The organism is Variovorax sp. LjRoot130, from assembly GCF_964253755.1.
Taxonomy (GTDB): Bacteria; Pseudomonadota; Gammaproteobacteria; order Burkholderiales; family Burkholderiaceae_C; genus Variovorax.
In genome coordinates, this window is record NZ_CAXURM020000001.1 from 3,760,406 (window position 1) to 3,781,319 (window position 20,914).

Genomic DNA, 20,914 nt, shown 5'->3' on the forward strand with positions numbered 1-20,914 from the left:
CCATGCAACCCCAGCTCCAACGCCATGACGCGTTCAGCATCGCCGGCCTGACCGTGCGAACCACAAACCGCGAGGAAAACGATCCGCAATCGGCCCGGATCGGGAAGCTCTGGACGCGCTTCTTCGACGAGCGAGCCTATGAAAGGCCGCACCGGATCAACGACATGCGGCTCTACGGCGTCTATTCGGCCTACGAATCCGATGCGCACGGCGCCTTCGACATCACGACCGGCGTGGCCGTCTCGGACGGCCCGGCGACCGTGCGGATCGAAGCCGGCGATTACCTCGTCTTCAGCGGACAAGGCGAAATGCCGCAAATGGTGCTCGCGGTCTGGCAGTCGATCTGGCAGTATTTCGAGCAGCACCCGGAAATCAAGCGCACCTATCGCAGCGACTTCGAGGCTTACAGCGGCCCCGACCAGGTCGCCATCCACATCGGCGTCACCCTGGACTGACAAAGATTTCGACAAGAAGCCCGTTCGACATTGACTTGCCTGCATGCGCCGCGCCGACCGCCTGTTCCAGATCGTCCAGCTCATCCGCGGGCGACGACTCACGACCGCCGCATTCCTGGGACAGCGCCTGGAAGTGTCGGAACGCACCGTCTACCGCGATGTGGCCGACCTGCAGCGCCAGGGCGTGCCGATCGAAGGGGAAGCCGGCGTCGGCTACCGCTTGGGCGCCGGCTTCGACCTGCCGCCGCTCATGTTCACGCAGGATGAGGCCGCGGCCCTCGTCGCCTCGGCGAGGCTGGCCCAGAGCTCGGTCGATCCCGCCCTGGCGCGCGACATCCAGACCGCGCTCGGCAAGATCCTCTCGGTGCTGCCGCCGGCAGCGCGCGCCTCGGCAGAAAGCCTGGCGCTCTTCGCGCCGGCGTTCTCCATCGACGATGGCACGCGCGCCCGTTTGCAGACGCTGCGCGAAGCGGTGCAGTCGCGCAACAAGCTGAGCATGGACTACCGCGACGTCAGCGGCGCGCCGAGCCAGCGCATCGTGCGGCCGCTCGGCTGTTTCTATTGGGGCCGGGTCTGGACCTTCTCGGCCTGGTGCGAGCTGCGGCAGGACTTTCGAGCCTTCCGGATCGATCGCATCGACCAGGTCGAAGTTCTGCCCGAGCGCTTTCGCGACGAACCCGGCAAGACGCTGGCCGAGATGCTGCGCCGCCTGCAGGAGGACCCGGCGCAACCTCAATCGTCCGGGCTGCGGTAGCGTCCGTCCGCGCCGCCGGCCAGGGTCAGAAGTCGGCGCCTCCGCCGCCAGCCAGGTTCTCGAACTTGGTGAGCGGCTTGAGGAATGCAAGCTTGACCGTGCCCGTCGGGCCGTTGCGATGCTTGCTGATGATCACCTCGGCCACGCCGGGCTCCTTGCTGTTCTTGTCGTAGTAGTCGTCGCGGTAGATGAACATGATGATGTCGGCGTCCTGCTCGATGGCACCGGACTCCCGGAGATCGCTCATCATCGGACGCTTGTCGGTCCGGCTTTCCACACCGCGGCTGAGCTGCGACAACGCGATCACCGGGCATTTGAGTTCCTTTGCCAGCATCTTCAGTCCGCGCGAGATCTCGCCCACGGCCGTGGCGCGGTTCTCGTCGCTCATGCTGCTCGACACGCTCATCAGCTGAAGGTAGTCGACCACGATCAGGCCGAGCTTCCCGTACTGGCGCGCGAGGCGGCGTGCGTTTGCACGAAGTTCGCTGGTCGTGAGGCCCGGTGTCTCGTCGATGTGCAGCGACACGTTGCGCAGCTTCTCGATGGCCTCGGTGAGGCGCGGCCATTCTTCGTCGGTGAGCTTGCCGGTCCGCAGGTGCCCCTGGTCGATGCGCCCGATCGAGCCGACGATACGCACCGCCAGCTGCGAAGCGCCCATTTCCATCGAGAACACCGCGACCGGCAACCCCTCGTTGAGCGCCACATGCTCGGCGATGTTGATCGCCAGCGAAGTCTTCCCCATGGACGGACGCGCGGCCAGCACGATCATGTCCCCCGGCTGCAGGCCCGAGGTCATCTTGTCGAAGTCGTAGAAACCCGTGCGCACACCGGTGATGTCGTTGGGGTTCTCCGCCATCTCGGTCACGCGGTCCAGCAGTTCGACCACCAGGGAATCCATGCCCTGGAAGCCCTGCTTCATGCGCGTGCCTTCCTCACCGATGTTGAAGATCTTCTGTTCGGCCTCGTCGAGGATCTTGTCGACCGACTTGCCTTGGGTATTGAAAGCGTTGGTCGCGATTTCGTCGCTGGCGCTCACCAGCTTGCGCAGGATCGAGCGCTCGCGCACGATCTCTGCGTAGCGGCGAATGTTGCTCGCGCTCGGCACGTACTGCGCCAGCGAATTCAGGTAGACCAGACCGCCGATTTCCTCGGCCTTGCCAAGGTTCTGCAGCTGCTCGTAGACGGTGATCACGTCAGCCGGCTTGCTGGCGTTGATCAGCGTTCCTATCGCCGCATAGATCAGCTTGTGCTCGTGGCGATAGAAGTCGCCGTCGACGAGCAGGTCGCCCATGCGGTCCCAGGCGCCGTTGTCGAGCAAGAGGCCGCCGAGCACGCTCGATTCGGCCTCGATCGAATGCGGGGGGATGCGCAGCTGCGCAACTTGGCGGTCGGCCGACGGATCGTTGTCGGCATAGGAGAAAACGGCGGACATGGACTTCCTTGCAGCCGCACATGCTAAGCGGCACGGCGGACGGCGTCACCTTATAAGGCTGTGGATAAACGGTGAGTTGTCGGTGCAATGCGCGGGACAACACAGCAGGCCAAAAAGAAAGGCCGCCCAAAGGCGGCCCACAAGGACAAGTTCGCACCAGCGATCTTGTTTTCTCCTTGCCGAAGGCTTACGCGCTTTCGCCGTACACCGTGACGGTGATGTCGACCACCACGTCGGTGTGCAGTGCAACGCTGACGGTGCTGTCGCCGACGGTCTTGATCGGGCCGTTGGGCATGCGCACCTGCGACTTCGCGACCTTGTAGCCCTGCTTGTTGAGCTCTTCGGCGATGTCGTGGTTGGTCACCGAGCCGAACAGGCGGCCGTCGACGCCGGCTTTCTGCGTCAGCTTGACGGTGGTGCCGGCGAGCTTCTCGCCCTGGGCTTGCGATTCGGCCAGCTTGGCAGCCGCGGCCTTTTCGAGTTCGACGCGCTTGGCTTCGAATTCGGCCTTGTTGGCTTCGGTGGCGCGGCGTGCGCGGCCCGAGGGGATCAGGAAGTTGCGCGCGTAGCCGTCCTTGACTTTGACGATCTCGCCGAGCACGCCGAGGTTGACGACCTTGTCCAGAAGAATGACTTGCATGGTGTCTTGCTCCTTAAACGCGGTGTTGGTCGCTGTACGGCACCATCGCGAGGAAGCGTGCGCGCTTGATCGCGGTGTTGAGCTGGCGCTGGTAGATCGCGCGCGTGCCGGTCAGGCGCGCGGGGATGATCTTGCCGTTTTCGCTGATGAAATCGCGCAGCGTGTCGATGTCCTTGTAGTCGATCTCTTCGACGCCGGCGACGGTGAAGCGGCAGAAGCGCTTGCGCTTGAACAGCAGCGACTGGGTGTTGCGCTTCGGGCGCTTGTCTTTGTTGAATTTCTTGAACGTGGCCATTGTGGGACCTCTTTTCGAAAATTAATCTTGCTGAAAATCCTGGATGTGCAGCACTGGGTGCTTGCCGTTGCCCGGTGTCGCGAGGAAGCCCTGAAAACGCCAGAGACTTCCCAACGCCTGTCTCGCGAGCCGCTCGGCCACTGCGCCGAAGGCCACGGCCTTGAGGGCCGCCTTGATCTGCCGGGGCTGGGCCGCTTCGGTCACCGTCGACTCGTGCTCGAGTCGCAGGTCGATAGCGGGCAGGCCGGCAGGCGTGAAGCGCAAGGTACCGAGTTCGGCGACGCAGGCAGTCAGCACGAGGCTGTTGACTGCGGCAGCGCTCACACCATCAGTTGTTGTTGGCGGCGTACTCGGCCTGCTGAGCCTTGCGGGCCTCTTCGCGCTCGACCGTCTTCATCATCGACGACGGGCCGGTCTCAGCCTTCTTCTTGACCACGGTGAGGTGGCGCAGGACGGCGTCGTTGAATTTGAACGCGTGCTCGAGTTCGGCCATCACGGCCTGCTCGGCCTCGATGTTCACGCACAGGTAGTGCGCCTTGTTGAGCTTGTTGATCTGGTAGGCCAGCTGACGGCGGCCCCAGTCTTCGACGCGGTGGACCTTGCCGCCGCCGGCCGTGATCAGGCCCTTGTAGCGCTCCAGCATGGCCGGAACTTGCTCGCTTTGATCCGGATGGATCAGCAGAATGATTTCGTAGTGACGCATGGCACTCCTTGTGGATCTTCCGTGGAAGGGATAAAGCCACCTGCAGCGTCGGTCGCAGTGTGGCAAGGCAAAGCCGGCTATTGTAGCAGGGTATCGCCGTCCGGGAAGTGCCTGAAGATCGTCAAAGGCCCAGGGCGCGATCGAGTGCGGCCGCCCTCTCCGGGCCCACTGCGTCGCGGATCTTGGGCGACAGGGCGAGCAGTTCCTCGTAGGTCGATGTGCCTTCGACCGAGAGATTGAGCCTGAAGCCCCGCAGGCCGAGGCTGCCGGTGAGTTGGGTCGCGATCGGATAGGCGTCCTTGTAGCGTTGCTGATTCGAGCGCCCCGGGGCCGGGTGCGCCGCGGACGCCTCCGTCGGGGCGGGCGCGGCCGGCCGCGCGGCCTCCTTCGGAACTTCAACGGCCGGCGCAGCCGAATTGGGCGGGACCGAAACCGTCCCTGCGTTGGCCGCATCGGCCGTTCCGCCCACCTGCCCGAGCAAGCCGAGTTCGACCATCTGGTCGATGTCCTCGCGTGCGATGCCCATGCCGGCATCGAGCACTTCGCTCACCGAGCGTTTGCCATCGCACAGGATGAAGGCCGAGCGTTGGCGCGGCGTGAGCCGGATCGAACGGTCCTTGAGCGCCTGCTGCCCGGCTTCCGTCTTGACAAGAATCATGCTGTCCCCCAACGCGAATTTCCCGAGAGCGATCGAGGTTTCATGGTTGTCCTCTGTCTACGCTCTCGGGGCTGCGCCTCCCCTAGGTCATGAGTTTGACACTAAAGATTCATCTGGTTGCAATTACACCGAGCTGACATGGGAATTACAAGCCGGGTGTGACGAAATTTGTAGCGCGGCGGTGACAGGCCGCCCGCCGCGCTTCGAGCTTCGAGCTTCGAGCTTCGAGCTTCAGCGTTGCGCCAGTTGCTGCCAGGTGTCGATCACACTGTCCGGGTTCAGGGAGATCGACTCGATGCCCTCTTCCGCCAGCCAGAGCGCGAAGTCGGGATGGTCGCTGGGCCCCTGCCCGCAGATCCCCACGTACTTGCCCTGGGCCTTGCAGGCCTTGATCACGCGGCTCAGCAAGGCCTTGACTGCGGGGTCGCGCTCGTCGAAGTCGGCCGCCAGCAGTTCGAGACCGGAATCGCGGTCGAGACCCAGAGTGAGCTGCGTCAGGTCGTTCGATCCGATCGAGAAGCCGTCGAAGTACTTCAAGAACTCCTCGGGCAGGATCGCATTGCTCGGCACCTCGCACATCATGATCAGCTTGAGTTCGTTCTCTCCGCGCTTCAGGCCATGCTCGCCCAGCAATCCCGTGACGCGCTCGGCCTGGCCCAGGGTGCGCACGAAGGGCACCATGATCTGCACGTTGGTCAGGCCCATCTCGTTGCGCACGCGCTTGAGCGCCTCGCATTCCATGGCAAAGGCTTCGCCGAAGTCCGCGCTCAGGTAGCGCGCCGCGCCACGGAAGCCGAGCATCGGGTTTTCTTCCTCCGGCTCGTAGCGGCTGCCGCCGATCAGCTTGCGGTATTCGTTGGACTTGAAGTCGGACAGGCGCACGATCACCTGCTTGGGCCAGAACGCGGCGCCGATGGTGGCGATGCCTTCGGCGACCTTGTCGACGTAGAAGGCGCGCGGCGAGGCATGGCCGCGCGCCACCGATTCGACGGCCTTCTTGAGGTCCGCATCGACATTCGGGTAGTCGAGGATCGCCTTGGGATGGACCCCGATGTTGTTGTTGATGATGAATTCGAGCCGCGCCAGGCCGACCCCGTGGTTCGGCAACTGGGCAAAGTCGAAGGCGAGCTGCGGATTGCCCACGTTCATCATGAGCTTGATGTCGATCTCGGGCATTTCGCCGCGCTGGACTTCAGTGACTTCGGTTTCCAGCAGGCCGTCGTAGATGAAGCCGGTATCGCCTTCGGCGCAGCTCACCGTGACCAGGGTGCCGTCCTTCAGCAGGTCGGTGGCATCGCCGCAGCCGACCACGGCCGGAATGCCGAGTTCGCGCGCGATGATCGCCGCATGGCAGGTGCGGCCGCCGCGGTTGGTGACGATCGCGGCAGCGCGCTTCATCACCGGTTCCCAGTTCGGGTCGGTCATGTCGGTTACCAGCACATCGCCGGGCTGGACCTTGTCCATCTCGCTGATGCTGTGAACCAGGCGCACCGGACCGGTGCCGATCTTCTGCCCGATGGCGCGCCCCTCGGCCAGCACGGCGCCCTTGGCCAGCAGCTTGTAGCGCTGCTCAGCCTTGCCCTGCTGCTGGCTCTTCACGGTTTCGGGGCGCGCCTGCAGGATGTAGAGCTGGCCGTCGGTACCGTCCTTGCCCCACTCGATGTCCATCGGACGGCCATAGTGCTCCTCGATGACCAAGGCGTACTTCGCAAGCTGCTCGACATCGGCGTCGCTCAGCGAATAGCGGTTGCGCTGCTCGGTCGGCACGTCGGTGGTCTTCACCAGCTTGCCGCTGGCCGCCTTTTCCTCCGCGCTCGCGAACTCCATCTGGATCAGCTTGGAGCCGAGGTTGCGCCGGATCACCGCGCGCTTGCCGGCTCGAAGGGTGGGCTTGTGCACGTAGAACTCGTCGGGATTCACCGCGCCCTGCACCACCGTCTCGCCCAGGCCGTAGCTCGAGGTGATGAAGACCACGTCCTCGAAGCCGGACTCGGTATCGATCGTGAACATCACGCCCGCAGCGCCCAGGTCGCTGCGCACCATGCGCTGCACGCCGGCCGACAGCGCCACGACGTCATGGGCGAAACCCTTGTGAACCCGGTAGCTGATGGCGCGATCGTTGTAGAGGGAGGCGAACACCTCCTTCATCTTGTGGAGCACGTCGTCGATGCCCACCACATTGAGGAAGGTCTCCTGCTGGCCCGCGAACGAGGCGTCTGGAAGGTCTTCTGCGGTGGCCGACGAGCGCACGGCAAAAGAGGCTTCGGGGTTGCCCGCGCTGAGCTTGGCGAAGGCCTCGCCGATCGCCTTCTGCAGGTCGGCCGGGAAAGGCTGGGCCTCGACCATGGCGCGGATCTCGGCGCCGACCGTGGCCAGCGCGCGCACGTCCTCGGTATTCAGGCTCTTGAGCTTGGCGCTGATCCGGTCGGCCAAGCCGTCGTGGGCGAGAAACTGCCGGAACGCGTGGGCGGTGGTCGCAAACCCCGTGGGTACACGAACCCCCTGGGGCAGTTGGGAAATCATCTCGCCGAGGCTGGCGTTCTTGCCGCCGACCGACTCGACGTCGGTCATCCTCAGGTTTTCAAACGCAACGACCAGGGCGGTCGCTTCGAAGAGTGCAGACATGGGAAAGCTCCAGAAGTTAAAACCGGGGCAACATGCAGACGGCGCGACGCAATCGTTCTTTTTGCTCTGGGCGCAGGGGCGGTGTGCATGAAAGAAGGCATTGGGATTGAGGAACGGCGCTGGCGCATTCCCGATAATGGGCCGGATTGTAGGCGCCGCCCGCTTCGGCGCGCCGCAGGACAAGGCCGCCAACCATGCACACGCGCACCGTTTTCTTCGTTTCCGACGGCACCGGCATCACTGCCGAAACCTTCGGTAACGCCGTCCTCGCCCAGTTCGAGATGAAGCCCCGCCACGTGCGGCTGCCCTTCACCGACACGGTCGACAAGGCCCACCAGGCCGTGCGGCGGATCAATCACACGGCCGAAATCGAGGGTCTGCGGCCGATCGTCTTCACGACGCTGGCCAACATGGACGTGCTCGAGGTGATCGAGACCGGCTGCAAGGGCATGCTGCTCGACATGTTCGGCACCTTCGTGCGGCCGCTCGAAATCGAGCTGGCGATGAAGTCGAACCATCGCATCGGCCGCTTCAGCGACGTGAGCAAGAGCAAGGAATACAACGCGCGGATCCAGGCCATCGACTTCAGCCTGGCGCACGACGACGGCCAGAGCAACCGCGACCTCGACGGCGCCGACGTGATCCTGGTCGGCGTCAGCCGCAGCGGCAAGACGCCCACTTCGCTCTATCTCGCCATGCAGCATGGCCTGAAGGCCGCGAACTACCCGCTGATCCCCGAAGACTTCGACCGCCGGCAGTTGCCGCCAGCCCTGATGCCACATCGCAAGAAGATCTTCGGCCTCACGATCCAGCCCGAGCGCCTGAGCGAGATCCGCAACGAACGGCGCCCGAACTCGCGCTACGCGAGCATCGAGAATTGCCGGCATGAGGTGAGCGAGGCCGAGGCGATGATGCGGCGGGCCGGCATCCGCTGGCTGTCGACCACCACCAAGTCGATCGAGGAAATCGCGACCACCATCCTGCAGGAGCTGCGGCCCGAGCGGCTAACCTACTGATTGGCTTTTACTAAGATTGATCTTATGATCTGCGGATGGCTCCCAAACCTCCCGCAGATGCGATGCACACCGCCGTGCGTCTGCGCGCGGCGGTTTCGCAGCTGACACGGCATCTTCGTTCGCAGGGCAGTACAGACCAGCCGGGTTCGGCCAAGCTGAGCGTGCTCGGACAGCTGTACCGGCGCGGCCCGCTGACGCCGACGCAACTGGCGCTGCACGAGCGGGTCAAGCTCCAGACCTTGACGAGGCTGCTCGCAGAAATCGAGACCGATGGCCTCGTGGAGCGTCGTGCCCACGAGGGCGACGCGCGCAAATCGATCCTGTCCCTGACTGCCGCAGGCGCGCATCTGCTCACCGCCGAGGTGCATCGCAGGGAGGCGTCGCTTGCATCCGCGCTCGGCGCACAGCTGAGCGCCGGTGAGCGCGCGCAATTGCTCGCGGCCTGCGAGCTCATCGACCGTGTGGCCGAAGGCTTGGGCGCGCAGCCTTCAACAGTCCCGGTCGGCCGTTCATGAACGACGCCACGTTGCGCCACGGCCTTCAACTGGCGGCCGCGGTAGTGCTGTCCTACCTGGCGTCCGATGCCCTGCATATGCCCGAGAGCTTCTGGGCCGTGATGAGCGCCTTGATCGTGATGCGCCCGACCACGGGCTCCACGCTCGGTGCGGGCTGGGACCGGGTGCGCGGCACGCTGGCCGGTACCGGCCTGGGACTGGCCGGTGTCTGGCTGCAGCATCACATCGGGGTGGGGTCGACGGCGGCCACGCTCGGCATCGTGGCACTGCTCGCGCTGGGGAGCGCATGGATTGCTTCGATGCGCAGCGCGCCGATCGCTGCATTGATCGTGCTGTCCAGCGGCGGGATCGCGGGCCACCCGGCGCTCGAGGTCGCCGGCCTGCGCGTGGTCGAGATTGCGATCGGGATCTCGACGGGCGTGGCGATCTCCATGCTGGGGCTGGCATCGCGCACGCAAGCGCGCTTCGATGCGGCGTGTGCGTCGGTCTTGCGGCGCATCGCGGCCGACGTGCAACGCGATCTCGGCCCGGCGCCTTTGACGCCGGAAGAAAAGGAGGCCGCCGCTGGCGCAGCGCGGCTCGCATTGCGCGACTTGGCCGTGATGGCGGTGGGCGCCGATCGGGAAGCGAAGCTCTGGCGCTGCCTGCGCCGCAGAGCGCAGGACGGCGCCGAGGATTGCGCCCGGACGGCGCAGCTCGTGGCACGCATCGCGCATGACGCCGCCCTGTTCGCTCGGCTGGCCGAGAGCGCGCCGCTCGCGCGCGACGATGCAGCATGGACAGCACTCGGCCAAGCCGCGGGGCGAGCGCTCGAAAGCAGCGCAGAAAGCCTGGAAGCAGGCGCTCCACCCGATCTTGCCGCATTGCGCCGGTTCGCCCCGGCCTCGCCTTCTTCGCCGATCCCGTGGATCGCACCCGCCGCCCGCCTGCTGATGCAGGACTTGACGGGCCTCGCCCACCTTCGCATTCAGGCAGCCACGGCCTCCTCTGCCGGCGCCGAGGTCCGGATCAGGTGATCGAAGGCGCTGAGCGCGGCCTTCGCACCATCGCCGGCCGCAATGATGATCTGCTTGAACGGCACCGTCGTCGCATCGCCCGCCGCGAACACGCCGGGCACCGAGGTCTGGCCCTTCGCGTCGACCACGATCTCGCCGTGCTTCGAGAGCTCGACCGTGCCCTTGAGCCAATCGGTGTTGGGCACCAGTCCGATCTGCACGAACACGCCTTCGAGTTCCACCTGGTGGCTCTCGCCCGTCGCGCGGTCCTTGTAGATCAGGCCGTTGACCTTCTGCTTGTCGCCGGTGATCTCGGTCGTCTGTGCGTTGGTGACGATCCTGACGTTCGCCAGGCTCTTCAGCTTGCGCTGCAGCACCGCGTCGGCGCGCAGTTGCGTGTCGTACTCGATCAGCGACACGTGGCCCACGATGCCGGCGAGGTCGATCGCCGCTTCGACGCCCGAATTGCCGCCGCCGATCACGGCCACGCGCTTGCCCTTGAAGAGCGGGCCGTCGCAGTGCGGGCAGTAGGCCACGCCCTTGTTCTTGTACTCGTGCTCGCCCGGCACGTTGATGTTGCGCCAGCGCGCCCCGGTCGAGATCACGACCGAGCGGCTCTTGAGCGAAGCACCGTTCTCGAGCTTGATCTCGATGAAATCCGTGCCCGGCACCAGCGCCGCGGCGCGCTGCAGGTTCATGATGTCGACCTCGTAGTTGCGCACGTGCTCCTCGAGCGCCAGCGCGAACTTGGGTCCTTCGGTTTCCTTGATCGAGATGAAGTTCTCGATGCCCATGGTGTCGAGCACCTGGCCGCCGAAGCGCTCGGACGCCACGCCTGTGCGGATGCCCTTGCGCGCCGCATACACGGCCGCTGCCGCGCCGGCCGGCCCGCCGCCGACGATGAGCACGTCGAACGGAGCCTTGCCGGCGATCTTTTTCGCCTCGCGCTCGACGCCGCTGGTGTCGATCTTGGCCAGGATTTCTTCCAGGCTCATGCGGCCCTGGCCGAATTCGGTGCCGTTCAGGAACACGGTCGGCACGGCCATGATCTGGCGTTCTTTCACCTCGTCCTGGAACAGCGAGCCGTCGATCATGGTGGTCTTGATGCGCGGGTTCTGCACCGCCATCAGATTGAGCGCCTGCACGACGTCCGGGCAGTTGTGGCAAGTGAGCGAGATGTAGATCTCGAACTCGAAATCGCCGTCGAGCGCGCGAATCTGCTGCAGCACGGCTTCGTCGACCTTGGGCGGATAGCCGCCGACCTGCAGCAACGCGAGCACCAGCGAGGTGAATTCGTGGCCCATCGGAATGCCCGCGAAGCGCGGGCCATGGCTCTGGCTCGGCCGGTTGATCGAGAACGAGGGCTTGCGATGGTTGTCGTCGCGGCTCTCGGTCACCTTCACCAGCGAAGACGAGTCGGCTACGTCCTTCAGCAACGATTGCAGATCGCCCGACGCCTTGCTGTCGTCGAGCGAAGCGACGATTTCGATCGGCTGCGTGATGCGGTCGAGATAGCTTTTCAGTTGTGCCTTGGTGCCGGCGTCGAGCATGGTGAACTCACTTTGAAAATACGAGGGGAACAAAAAAGCCCGGGAGCGAAACGCGCCCGGGCCTGGCGCAAACGGCGAGTTAGATCTTGCCGACGAGGTCGAAGGAAGGCTTGAGCGTTTCGGCGCCTTCGGTCCACTTGGCCGGGCAGACCTCACCGGGGTGGGCAGCCACGTACTGGGCGGCCTTCACGCGGCGCAGCAGCTCGGCGGCGTCGCGGCCGATGCCGTTGTCGTGCACTTCGATGGTCTTGATCTTGCCTTCGGGGTCGATCACGAAGGTGCCGCGATAGGCGAGGCCTGCGTCTTCGCCCTCTTCGATGAGGACCTGGAAGGCACGTGCGAGTTGCTGGCTCGGGTCGCCGATCAGCGGGTACTGGACCTTGCCGATGGTTTCCGAGGTGTCGTGCCAGGCCTTGTGGGTGAAGTGGGTGTCGGTCGACACGCCATACACCTCGACGCCGAGCTTCTGGAATTCAGCATAGTGGTCGGCCAGGTCGCCCAGTTCGGTCGGGCACACGAAAGTGAAGTCGGCCGGGTAGAACACCACGACGGACCACTTGCCCTTGAAGTTTTCGTTGCTGACCGGAACGAACTTGCCGTTGTGGTACGCGGTGGCCTTGAACGGGATGATTTCGGTGTTGATCAGGGACATTCAGTTTTCCTTGGGTGACTGATGAAAGAAAGTGGCGAGCGATTAGTATAACTACCAATCAAGGCGAATTCATAGTTATGAACTATGAAAAAAATTGCGGTGGCCTATGAGGTCGGCGGCCACCGCCAAATGCGAACACCTATCACGATCAAACGCATGCAGACCGCCAGCGCATGGGTTTGCTTGCGTGCTGTCACGAGCGGCTCACACAATCGACGGTTTCAGAACAAGGAATAACCATGAAGGGCGACCCTCAAGTCATCGACCATCTCCAGGCGCAGCTCAAGAACGAGCTCACTGCGATCAACCAGTACTTCCTGCACTACCGCATGCTCAAGCACTGGGGCCTGGACAAGCTGGCCAAGAAGGAATACGAGGAGTCGATCGGCGAAATGAAACACGCCGACAAGCTCATGGATCGCATCTTTGTGCTCGACGGCCTGCCGAATCTTCAGGATCTGGCCAAGCTCAATGTCGGCGAAGACGTCCCCGAGATCCTGCAGTGCGACCTCACCGCAGAGACCGGCGCACAAGCCACCATCAAGGCCGGCATCGCCCACTGCGAATCGGTGCGCGACTATGTCTCGCGCGACCTGCTGCAAGAGATCCTGGACGACACCGAAGAGCACATCGACTTCCTCGAAACCCAGATCGATCTGGTCGACAAGGTCGGGCTGCAGAACTATCTGCAGTCGCAAATGGGCGAGATCGAGTAAGGCGCATCGCGCCATGCAGGCGGGCTGCGGCCCGCATTTTTTTGCCCGCATCGCATCTTGTAAATGGCATTCATTCTCATTTGCAAGGCTAGAATCGCGGGCTCCAATGCCCCCCGCCGCCACCGACAACCGCCGCCGCGCCTACTGGCTCAAGACCTTGCATGAATGGCATTGGGTCAGCTCGGCGCTCTGCCTGATCGGCATGGCGCTGTTCAGCGTCACGGGATTCACCCTCAATCATGCCGCCGGCATCGAAGCCAAGCCGAAGGTCAGCAGCCTGACCGGCACTATCGACAACGCGTTGCGCGGCCACCTCGCGCAACAACTGCCGGCTGCCAAGGCGCGAAAAGGCAAGGCCGAACTCCCGGCAGAACTTCAGGCCTGGGTGCACAAGCAATGGGCGATCGACACTTCGGGCCGCGAAGCCGAGTGGTCCGACGACGAAATCTATCTCTCGCTCCCGCGCCCCGGCGGCGACGCCTGGCTGCGGCTCAGCCTGTCCGACGGGCAGATCGAATACGAACGCACGGACCGCGGCTGGCTCTCCTATTTCAACGACCTGCACAAGGGCCGCCACACCGGCGTTGCCTGGAGCTGGTTCATCGACATTTTTGCGGCCGCCACGCTGGTGTTCTCGGTCACCGGCCTGTTCATTCTCAAGATGCACGCGGGCAACCGGCCTTTCACCTGGCCCATGGTGGGCATGGGTCTGGTCGTGCCGGTGCTGCTCGCGCTGTTGTTCATTCATTGATCCAGGAAAGAGGTTTTCCCGTGCAAGTTCGCTATTCGCTCGCGCTCGCAGCGCTCTTCGGCGCGCCCGCCTTCGCAGCCGGCCTCGCGGTCAACATCGAAGTGCCGCGCCTGACGGTGGCCGAATACCACCGCCCGTACGTCGCAGCGTGGATCGAGCGCGCCGACCAGTCGGTCGCCACCACGCTGGCCGTCTGGTACGACATCAAGAACAAGGGCAACGCGGAAGGCGAAGGCACCAAGTGGCTCAAGGACATGCGCCAGTGGTGGCGGCGCACGGGACGCGAGCTGCAAATGCCGGTCGACGGCGTGAGCAGCGCCACCCGCCCTGCCGGCAAGCACCAGATCAGCTTCACCGAAGGCTCGGTCGCGCTGCCGAAGCTGGCGCCGGGCGCCTACAAGCTGTACGTCGAAGCGGCACGCGAAGTCGGCGGCCGCGAGATCGTGAGCATTCCGTTCCAGTGGCCGCCGGCCAAAGCCGAGCAGCCCCAGGTCGCCGGCAACAGCGAGCTCGGCGAAGTCCGGCTCGAGCTCAAGCCCTGATCCATCCCCTTTCATCCTCCTCATCGGGTCTCACCATGAAGTTTGCTTTTCGCACCGCCGCCCTGGCCCTTGCTCTTTCCGCCGGCGCCGCTGCCGTGCAGGCGCACAACGTGTGGCTGCTGCCTTCGAGCACCGTGCTCTCGAAAGGCGACTGGATCACGGTCGACGCGGCCGTCTCGAACGACTTGTTCTTCTTCAATCACAACCCGCTGGCGCTCGACAACTTGGCCGTGACCGCACCAGACGGCAGCGCCGTGAAGGCCGAGAACATCCACAAGGGCAAGTTGCGCAGCGTGTTCGACCTCAACCTCGCGCAGCCCGGCACCTACCGCGTCGCGGTGCTCAATGGCGGCGTGTTTGCCCGCTGGAAGGACAAGGCCACCGGTCAACCCAAGCGCGCACGCGGCACGCCGGAGAACATTGCCAGCCAGATCCCGGCCGATGCGCAGGAGGTCGAGGTAACGCAGTCGGCCGGCCGCATCGAAACCTTCGTGACCGTGGGCAAGCCCGGTGTGCTCAAACCGAGCGGCAAGGGCCTGGAACTGGTGACCACCACCCATCCGACAGATCTGGTGAAGGGGGAGAAGGCCAGCTTCGTCCTGCAGATCGACGGGCAACCGGCCAAGGACCTCGAAGTGACGGTCACGCCCGGCAACACGCGCTACCGCGACAAGGTGGATGAGATCACGGCCAAGACCGACGCCAAGGGCCAGTTCTCCGTGATTTGGCCGCAAGCCGGCATGTACTGGCTCGAAGCCAGCACCAAGGACGGCAAGACCACGGTGCCGCAAGCCAAGGAGCGGCGCCTGAGCTATGCCGCCACCTTGGAAGTGATGCCCTGAACACGTCTCGGGACACGCCGCACAAGCGGCCTTCTTTCGCGGTCCGGCGCACGGGTGGCTATGCCAACGCGGCCGTGCCGCGTCGCGCCGATCCTGCGAGTCTTCAGCAACTTGCCGGGCGGACCATGGGCACGACCTGGTCGCTCAGGTTCGACAACCCGCTCTTGATTCCTCTGGACGCCGTTCGCGCGAGTGCAGAGGCTGCGCTGGACCGGGTGATCGCCCAGATGAGCACCTGGGAATCGGACTCGGACCTCAGCCGCTTCAACCGCGCTGCTGCCGGCAGCCGGCATGCACTGGCGCCCGAATTCGGCAAGGTGCTTGCCTGCGCATTGCAATGGGCTGCGGCAAGCGACGGCGCCATCGATCCGACCATCGGGGCGCTGGTGGCGCTCTGGGGTTTCGGCGCGCACGCCAATGCATCGCCACTGCCGCCCTCGCCCGCCGAACTCGCGGCGGCACGCTCGCATGTCGGCTGGCAGCGCATCGCCTTCGAGTCCGATACCAATTCGATCCTGCAGCCGGGCGGTGTCTGGCTCGATCTCTCGGGCATCGCCAAGGGCTTTGCGGTCGACCAAGTAGCAGCTGAACTACAAATTCTCGGGCTCGGGGATTTTCTCGTTGAAGTGGGCGGCGAACTGCGTGGCGTCGGCCGCCGCCCCGGTGGGCAGCCCTGGCAAGTCCAGATCGATGCCGCGCCCGGTGTCGCAACACGCATTGCGCTCAGCGACATGGCGGTTGCCACTTCGGGCGACCGCTGGCACCTGCGTCAACACGAGGGTCGAAGCTGGTCGCACACCCTCGATCCGCGCTGCGGCGAGCCGCCCGGCCATGCGCTGACAGCGGTGACGGTGCTGCATCGCCAATGCATGCACGCCGATGCGCTCGCCACCGTCCTCACGGTGCTCGGTCCGGACGACGGCTTGCCCTTTGCGCAGCATCACGGAATCGCAGCCCTGTTCGTTGGCCGCGAAGGTGCGGGGCACCGGGCGCTGGCCAGCGAGGCCTGGACAGCGCAAGTTGCATGACCGAAGCCACCGTGCGCGCGCTGGCAGCCGGCTCGACCGTGTGCGCCTACGCGGGCCTGTGCCTCGCGGTGTACTGGCGCGAACGCCGACGCAATCAGGTCCTGGCACGCGCTGCCGCAGCGCTCGCGGGGAATGGCGCCGAAGAGGCCGCGTTGGTGCTGTACGCAAGCCAGACCGGCCAGGCCGAAGCCATCGCCTGGCAGACCGCAGGCTGGCTGCGCGCGGCAGGGTCGCCGGTCCGCGTCATGTCGCTCAACGAAGCCGATACGAAGACCTTGCGCGGCGCAAGCTCTGCGCTCTTCATCGCCAGCACTTACGGTGAAGGCGACGCACCCGACGGCGCCAGCGTGTTCGCCGAGCAGGTGATGGGCAGCACTGCCGACTTCTCCTCGTTGCGCTACGCCGTGCTCGCATTGGGTGACCGCCAGTACGCAAGCTTCTGCGGCTTCGGCCGCGCGCTCGACGAATGGCTTCACTCGGCCGGCGCCACACGCACATTCGAACGCCTTGAAGTCGACAATACCGACCCGGCCAGCCTCGCCGTCTGGCGAGCCCGATGCGGCGGCGACGCAGTTGCGCAGGCGGAAGACAGCAGCGCAAGGACCATGCCCTGGCGTCTCGCAGCGCGCGAGCGCTTGAATGCGGGCAGCGCCGGCGCGCCGGTGTACCACCTGGCGTTCGTGGCGCCGGCGGGAACTGCAGCACAGTGGGAGTCCGGAGACGTGGCGCAGATCACCATCGCCAGCGATCCAGGTCGACCGCGCGACTATTCGATCTCCTCGATTCAAACCGACGGAGAACTCCAGTTGCTGGTGCGCCAGGAACAGCACCCCGACGGGACTCTGGGTGCCGCATCGGGCCTGCTGACCTCGACCTTGGCCATCGGTGACACGGTCGCGCTGCGCCTGCGGCCCCACCGCAATTTCCGCCTCGAAGGCAATGCGCAGCGGCCGCTGATTCTCATCGGCAACGGCACCGGGCTGGCCGGCCTGCGCAGCCATCTGCGAGCCCGTGCCGCCGCCCGCCAGCACGACAACTGGCTGGTGTTCGGGGAGCGCAATGCGCGGCATGACTTTCTCTACCGCGCCGAAATCGAAGCTTGGAACGCCGCAGGCGTTCTGCGCCGGCTCGACATGGTCTTTTCGCGCGATCAGCCCGACCGGCTCTATGTCCAGCACCGCTTGCTGCAGGCTTCCGAGGAAGTGCTCTCGTGGATCGGTCGCGGCGCAGCCGTGTATGTGTGCGGCAGCCTGCAGGGAATGGCCTCCGGCGTCGACGCGGCATTGCGCCAGATCGCCGGTGAAGCCCTGGTGCGTGAACTCGCGGCCACCGGCCGCTATAGACGCGACGTCTATTGACGCTTTGGCGCCTGCAGGCCAGTTGCTAACTGGCAACAAACACAGCGGCACTTAGTCTCAATTTTGGAAATACGTAAACAAACGTATTGAGATTAATTATCATTCGCTTCGAGTTCGCGCAGCCGCAACTCAGCTCACCCAGCCAATCCCGCCGCCTCTTGGAGGAGCGCGCTCGGACCCGCCAGTCGAGTTCTCACATGCCGTCCTTCCCGGAGAACCCTTCATGGCCTACATCAAGAGCCGCAAGCACGCCGTCGGGCGTGCACCGTCACCCCAGTTGACTGGCGCAGCAGCCGCAACCCTGATCGCGATATCGATGCCCGTAGCGGCGCAGACCAACACGGCGAATACGTTGCGCGAAGTCAAGATCGAAGCGACGGCCGATGGCTACAAGCCCGAAACGTCTTCATCGCCCAAGTTCACCCAGCCCCTGGTGGATACGCCGCAAACCATCACCGTCATCAAGAAGGAGGTCCTGCAGGACCAGGGCGCGACGACGCTGACCGAGGCGCTGCGCAATACGCCCGGCATTACCTTCCAGATGGGGGAAAACGGCAACACGTCCACAGGCGACGCCGTGTTCATGCGCGGCTTCGACACCTCGGGCAGCATCTTCGTAGACGGCATCCGCGACGTGGGCACCGTCTCGCGCGACATGTTCAATATCGAGCAGGTCGAGGTCGTCAAAGGCCCGGCGGGCGCCGACATTGGCCGCGGATCGCCGACCGGCTACATCAATCTCGTATCCAAAGTACCCACCGCCGAGAACTTCTTCGCCGGCAGCGTGAGCCTGGGCTCCGCCAGCCAGAAGCGGGCGACGGTCGACCTCAACCGGGCGCTGAACGAAACTGGTTCCGTGGCATTTCGTCTGAATGCCATGGTGCAGGACGGCGGCGTGCCGGGACGGGACCTGGTCGAAAACAATCGATCGGGCATCGCGCCCTCGCTCGCCATCGGCCTCGGTACGCCGACGCGCATCTACCTGTCCTATCTGCACATGGATCAGAAGAATCGCCCTGACGGCGGTATTCCAGTGGTCGGCCTCGAAGGCTACTACCTTGCCGATCTGGCGCGCATCGGCGGCAACGGGCCCCGGGTCGACACCAACAACTACTACGGCTTTCTGTCAGACCATGACGACGTGAAGGCCGACATGTTCACGGCGCGCATCGAACACGATATTGCGCCCGGCGTGACCATCCGCAACATCTCCCGCTGGGGCCGCACCAAGCAGGACCTGGTACTCACGGGCGTGTTCAGCAACGGGCTGCTCGTCCCGAACGTGTTCAATCCGCTCGGCTGGTCGGTGCGCACGACGCCGCAGGGCAAGCTTCAAGACAACGAGATCTTTGCGAACCAGACGAACATCACGGCGGACCTGACCCTGGGCGGCTTGAAGCACTCCATCAGCGCCGGCGTCGAATTGGGCCGCGAAGAGCAGGACAACACCGCCGTGGCGGCCCAGATCAACGCGCTCAACGGCGTGCGCTCGGGCACTTCGCTTCTTGCCTACAACAACCTCTACGCCCCCAATGTCAACCGCGCCTTCGTTCCGGTGCTGCCGACCGGCGCCAGCACGGCCGGCAAGACGACCACGGCCGCGCTGTACGCTTTCGACACCATCAAGCTCAACGAGCAATGGCTGATCAACGGCGGTCTCCGCTACGAGCACTACAAGAGCGACTTTTCCGGCCTGGACGCACCTGCAGCCAACGGGACGCAACTCGCAACACGGCTCGGTAAATCCGACAACCTTCTCACAGGCAAGGTAGGCGTGGTGTTCAAGCCGGCCCCCAACGGCAGCATCTATGCCGCCTACGCCACTTCCGCGAAACCGCCAGGCTCCGACTTCGCGCTGTCGGGCACGGCCACCAACATCAACAATCCGAACCTCGATCCGCAGAAGACGAAGACCGCCGAGGTCGGCACCAAGTGGGATCTGCTCGACAAGCGCCTCGCGGTGACCGGCGCACTGTTCCGGACAACCAACGAGAACGAACAGGTTCAGATCGATACCTTCGGCAACACCGAGCAATACGGCAAGACGCGCGTGCAAGGCGTGGAACTGAGCGCCATCGGGCAGATCACGCCTGCATGGCAGGTCATTGCAGGCATCGCCAGCATCGACACCGAGATCCTGGAAGGTTCGCGGACAAGCACCACGCAGAACGGCGCGCAAATTCGCTTCTCGCCGAAGCTCACGGCCACGCTTTGGACGACCTACAAGTTTCCTATGGGCCTGATCGTCGGCGCAGGCGCACGTTACGTCGACACGCAGGCGCGGGCGACGTCGAACGCGGCGCTGACACCGACCACCTTCTTCCCGACCATTCCGAGCTATACGGTCTTCGACGCGATGATCGGCTACGAAATCAACAAGAACGTGGCGATCCAGCTCAACCTGTACAACCTGACGGACAAGTTCTATCTGGCACGGGTGAACAACGCAGGGAACCGGCTGACGGTGGGGACGCCGCGCTCCGCGACGTTGACCGCCAACTTCAAGTTCTGACACGCCCCGGCATCCCACTCTCGAGGACTGCGAAACTCGCAGCCCCAGTCGTCGCGCTGGGGCTTTTTTCATGGAGATCTTGCAAATGATGTTGCATGTGCCCGATGTCCTGACGCGGGATCAGGTGCGCGAAATGCGAGCAACCCTCGACACGACCGATTGGGTGGACGGCAGGGAAACCGTCGGGGAACAGGGCGCCAGGGTCAAGCGTAATCGTCAGCTGCCCGAGTTCTCCCCCGTGACCCGTGCGCTGGGCAGCACCATCCTGGCCGCGTTGGCCAAGAATGCCCTGCTCTTTTCCGCTGCGCTGCCGCTCCGGTTCGTGCCGCCGCTGTTCAATCGCTACGAAGGCGGCGAACACTACGGACTGCATGTGGACGGATCGGTACGCTCCGTGCCCGGCACCGGCGAGCAATTGCGCACCGATCTGTCGTGCACCCTGTTCCTGTCCGAGCCCGAGGACTACGAAGGGGGCGAACTGGAAGTCGTGGACACCTACGGCACCCACGAAGTCAAGCTGCCGGCCGGTGATCTGATCCTCTACCCCTCGAGCAGCCTGCACCGCGTGCATCCCGTGACGCAGGGCGTGCGCATCTGCTCCTTTTTCTGGTTGCAGAGCATGGTGCGCGACGACCGGCAGCGGGCCATGCTGTTCGAACTCGACCAAACCATCATCAAGTTGCGCGCCCGGCTCGGCGAATCGGAGGAGACGGTCGCCCTGACCGGCCACTATCACAACCTGCTGCGCATGTGGTCCGAGGTGTAGGGGCCAGCTATCGAAGGGCTTGGCCCCAGAGCTGCAATAGTTATTGCAAATGCGAGGAATTCGTATTTATAATCGAGCCTTCTACAAACAGCCAGCCAACTGCCGCCTC

The 20,914-nt window shown here is 64.5% G+C and carries 22 protein-coding genes; 13 read left to right on the plus strand and 9 right to left on the minus strand.

The window, feature by feature from the left end; all coding sequences use genetic code 11:
• The first annotated feature begins 2 nt into the window (after positions 1-2).
• Together ACSQ86_RS18665 and ACSQ86_RS18670 are read left to right on the plus strand one after the other, a co-directional pair.
• Positions 3-455: a GyrI-like domain-containing protein gene (locus ACSQ86_RS18665; protein WP_436304672.1), complete on the plus strand. Its 453-nt coding sequence runs from the start codon at positions 3-5 to the stop codon at positions 453-455.
• 43 nt (positions 456-498) lie between these two features.
• Positions 499-1,209: a helix-turn-helix transcriptional regulator gene (locus ACSQ86_RS18670; RefSeq protein ID WP_436309393.1), complete on the plus strand. Its 711-nt coding sequence runs from the start codon at positions 499-501 to the stop codon at positions 1,207-1,209.
• Positions 1,210-1,234: 25 nt separating this feature from the next.
• On the opposite strand, the gene dnaB is transcribed toward ACSQ86_RS18670, so the two are convergent.
• From dnaB to ppsA, 7 genes are all read right to left on the minus strand, one after another.
• On the minus strand, positions 1,235-2,641 hold the full coding sequence (gene dnaB, locus ACSQ86_RS18675) for a replicative DNA helicase (RefSeq protein WP_093109826.1): 1,407 nt from the start codon (positions 2,639-2,641) through the stop codon (positions 1,235-1,237).
• Positions 2,642-2,828: 187 nt separating this feature from the next.
• Complete coding sequence (rplI, locus tag ACSQ86_RS18680) at positions 2,829-3,281, minus strand: 50S ribosomal protein L9 (protein WP_436291105.1); 453 nt, start codon at positions 3,279-3,281, stop codon at positions 2,829-2,831.
• Between the two features lie 13 nt (positions 3,282-3,294).
• The gene (gene rpsR, locus ACSQ86_RS18685; RefSeq protein ID WP_007830781.1) at positions 3,295-3,576 is read right to left on the minus strand and encodes a 30S ribosomal protein S18; all 282 of its coding nucleotides are present in this window, start codon (positions 3,574-3,576) and stop codon (positions 3,295-3,297) included.
• Between the two features lie 21 nt (positions 3,577-3,597).
• Positions 3,598-3,900, minus strand: a complete 303-nt coding sequence (gene priB / locus ACSQ86_RS18690; protein ID WP_244503991.1) for a primosomal replication protein N — start codon at positions 3,898-3,900, stop codon at positions 3,598-3,600.
• A gap of 4 nt (positions 3,901-3,904) precedes the next feature.
• On the minus strand, positions 3,905-4,279 hold the full coding sequence (gene rpsF, locus ACSQ86_RS18695; protein ID WP_093109828.1) for a 30S ribosomal protein S6: 375 nt from the start codon (positions 4,277-4,279) through the stop codon (positions 3,905-3,907).
• Positions 4,280-4,400: 121 nt separating this feature from the next.
• The gene (locus ACSQ86_RS18700) at positions 4,401-4,937 is read right to left on the minus strand and encodes a hypothetical protein (RefSeq protein WP_436304673.1); all 537 of its coding nucleotides are present in this window, start codon (positions 4,935-4,937) and stop codon (positions 4,401-4,403) included.
• A 231-nt stretch (positions 4,938-5,168) separates the two neighbouring features.
• Positions 5,169-7,562 (minus strand): phosphoenolpyruvate synthase, encoded by a 2,394-nt coding sequence (gene ppsA, locus ACSQ86_RS18705; RefSeq protein WP_093109830.1) that lies wholly within the window; start codon positions 7,560-7,562, stop codon positions 5,169-5,171.
• A gap of 194 nt (positions 7,563-7,756) precedes the next feature.
• Between ppsA and ppsR the strand changes: the two genes are divergently transcribed.
• The 3 genes from ppsR (at position 7,757) to ACSQ86_RS18720 (ending at position 10,109) form a co-directional block, all read left to right on the plus strand.
• The gene (gene ppsR, locus ACSQ86_RS18710) at positions 7,757-8,578 is read left to right on the plus strand and encodes a posphoenolpyruvate synthetase regulatory kinase/phosphorylase PpsR (RefSeq protein ID WP_093109831.1); all 822 of its coding nucleotides are present in this window, start codon (positions 7,757-7,759) and stop codon (positions 8,576-8,578) included.
• A gap of 62 nt (positions 8,579-8,640) precedes the next feature.
• Entirely contained in the window at positions 8,641-9,093 is a 453-nt protein-coding gene (locus ACSQ86_RS18715) for a MarR family winged helix-turn-helix transcriptional regulator (protein ID WP_244503992.1), read from the plus strand.
• Complete coding sequence (locus ACSQ86_RS18720; RefSeq protein WP_436304674.1) at positions 9,090-10,109, plus strand: FUSC family protein; 1,020 nt, start codon at positions 9,090-9,092, stop codon at positions 10,107-10,109. The genes ACSQ86_RS18715 and ACSQ86_RS18720 overlap by 4 nt, the downstream gene beginning before the upstream one ends.
• On the opposite strand, the gene ahpF is transcribed toward ACSQ86_RS18720, so the two are convergent.
• On the minus strand, positions 10,061-11,638 hold the full coding sequence (gene ahpF, locus ACSQ86_RS18725; RefSeq protein WP_436304675.1) for an alkyl hydroperoxide reductase subunit F: 1,578 nt from the start codon (positions 11,636-11,638) through the stop codon (positions 10,061-10,063). The genes ACSQ86_RS18720 and ahpF overlap by 49 nt on opposite strands.
• A 79-nt stretch (positions 11,639-11,717) precedes the next feature.
• Positions 11,718-12,290, minus strand: a complete 573-nt coding sequence (gene ahpC / locus ACSQ86_RS18730) for an alkyl hydroperoxide reductase subunit C (RefSeq protein WP_093109835.1) — start codon at positions 12,288-12,290, stop codon at positions 11,718-11,720.
• Between the two features lie 239 nt (positions 12,291-12,529).
• On the opposite strand from ahpC, the gene bfr reads away from it, so the two are divergent.
• The 8 genes from bfr to ACSQ86_RS18770 all read left to right on the plus strand — a co-directional run bounded on the left by bfr (position 12,530) and on the right by ACSQ86_RS18770 (position 20,805).
• Positions 12,530-13,006, plus strand: coding sequence for a bacterioferritin (bfr, locus tag ACSQ86_RS18735; protein WP_093109836.1), 477 nt, complete (start codon positions 12,530-12,532; stop codon positions 13,004-13,006).
• Positions 13,007-13,112: 106 nt separating this feature from the next.
• Positions 13,113-13,757, plus strand: a complete 645-nt coding sequence (locus tag ACSQ86_RS18740; protein ID WP_436306320.1) for a PepSY-associated TM helix domain-containing protein — start codon at positions 13,113-13,115, stop codon at positions 13,755-13,757.
• 20 nt (positions 13,758-13,777) lie between these two features.
• Entirely contained in the window at positions 13,778-14,299 is a 522-nt protein-coding gene (locus ACSQ86_RS18745) for a DUF2271 domain-containing protein (protein WP_093109838.1), read from the plus strand.
• Between the two features lie 35 nt (positions 14,300-14,334).
• Positions 14,335-15,141, plus strand: coding sequence for a DUF4198 domain-containing protein (locus tag ACSQ86_RS18750; protein WP_093109839.1), 807 nt, complete (start codon positions 14,335-14,337; stop codon positions 15,139-15,141).
• Positions 15,142-15,266: 125 nt separating this feature from the next.
• Positions 15,267-16,169, plus strand: coding sequence for an FAD:protein FMN transferase (locus ACSQ86_RS18755; RefSeq protein ID WP_436309394.1), 903 nt, complete (start codon positions 15,267-15,269; stop codon positions 16,167-16,169).
• On the plus strand, positions 16,166-17,527 hold the full coding sequence (locus tag ACSQ86_RS18760) for a sulfite reductase subunit alpha (protein ID WP_436309395.1): 1,362 nt from the start codon (positions 16,166-16,168) through the stop codon (positions 17,525-17,527). Before ACSQ86_RS18755 ends, ACSQ86_RS18760 begins: the two co-directional genes overlap by 4 nt.
• 223 nt (positions 17,528-17,750) lie before the next feature.
• Complete coding sequence (locus ACSQ86_RS18765) at positions 17,751-20,039, plus strand: catecholate siderophore receptor Fiu (RefSeq protein ID WP_436309396.1); 2,289 nt, start codon at positions 17,751-17,753, stop codon at positions 20,037-20,039.
• 85 nt (positions 20,040-20,124) lie between these two features.
• The gene (locus ACSQ86_RS18770) at positions 20,125-20,805 is read left to right on the plus strand and encodes a Fe2+-dependent dioxygenase (RefSeq protein WP_093109843.1); all 681 of its coding nucleotides are present in this window, start codon (positions 20,125-20,127) and stop codon (positions 20,803-20,805) included.
• Positions 20,806-20,914 lie beyond the last annotated feature (109 nt).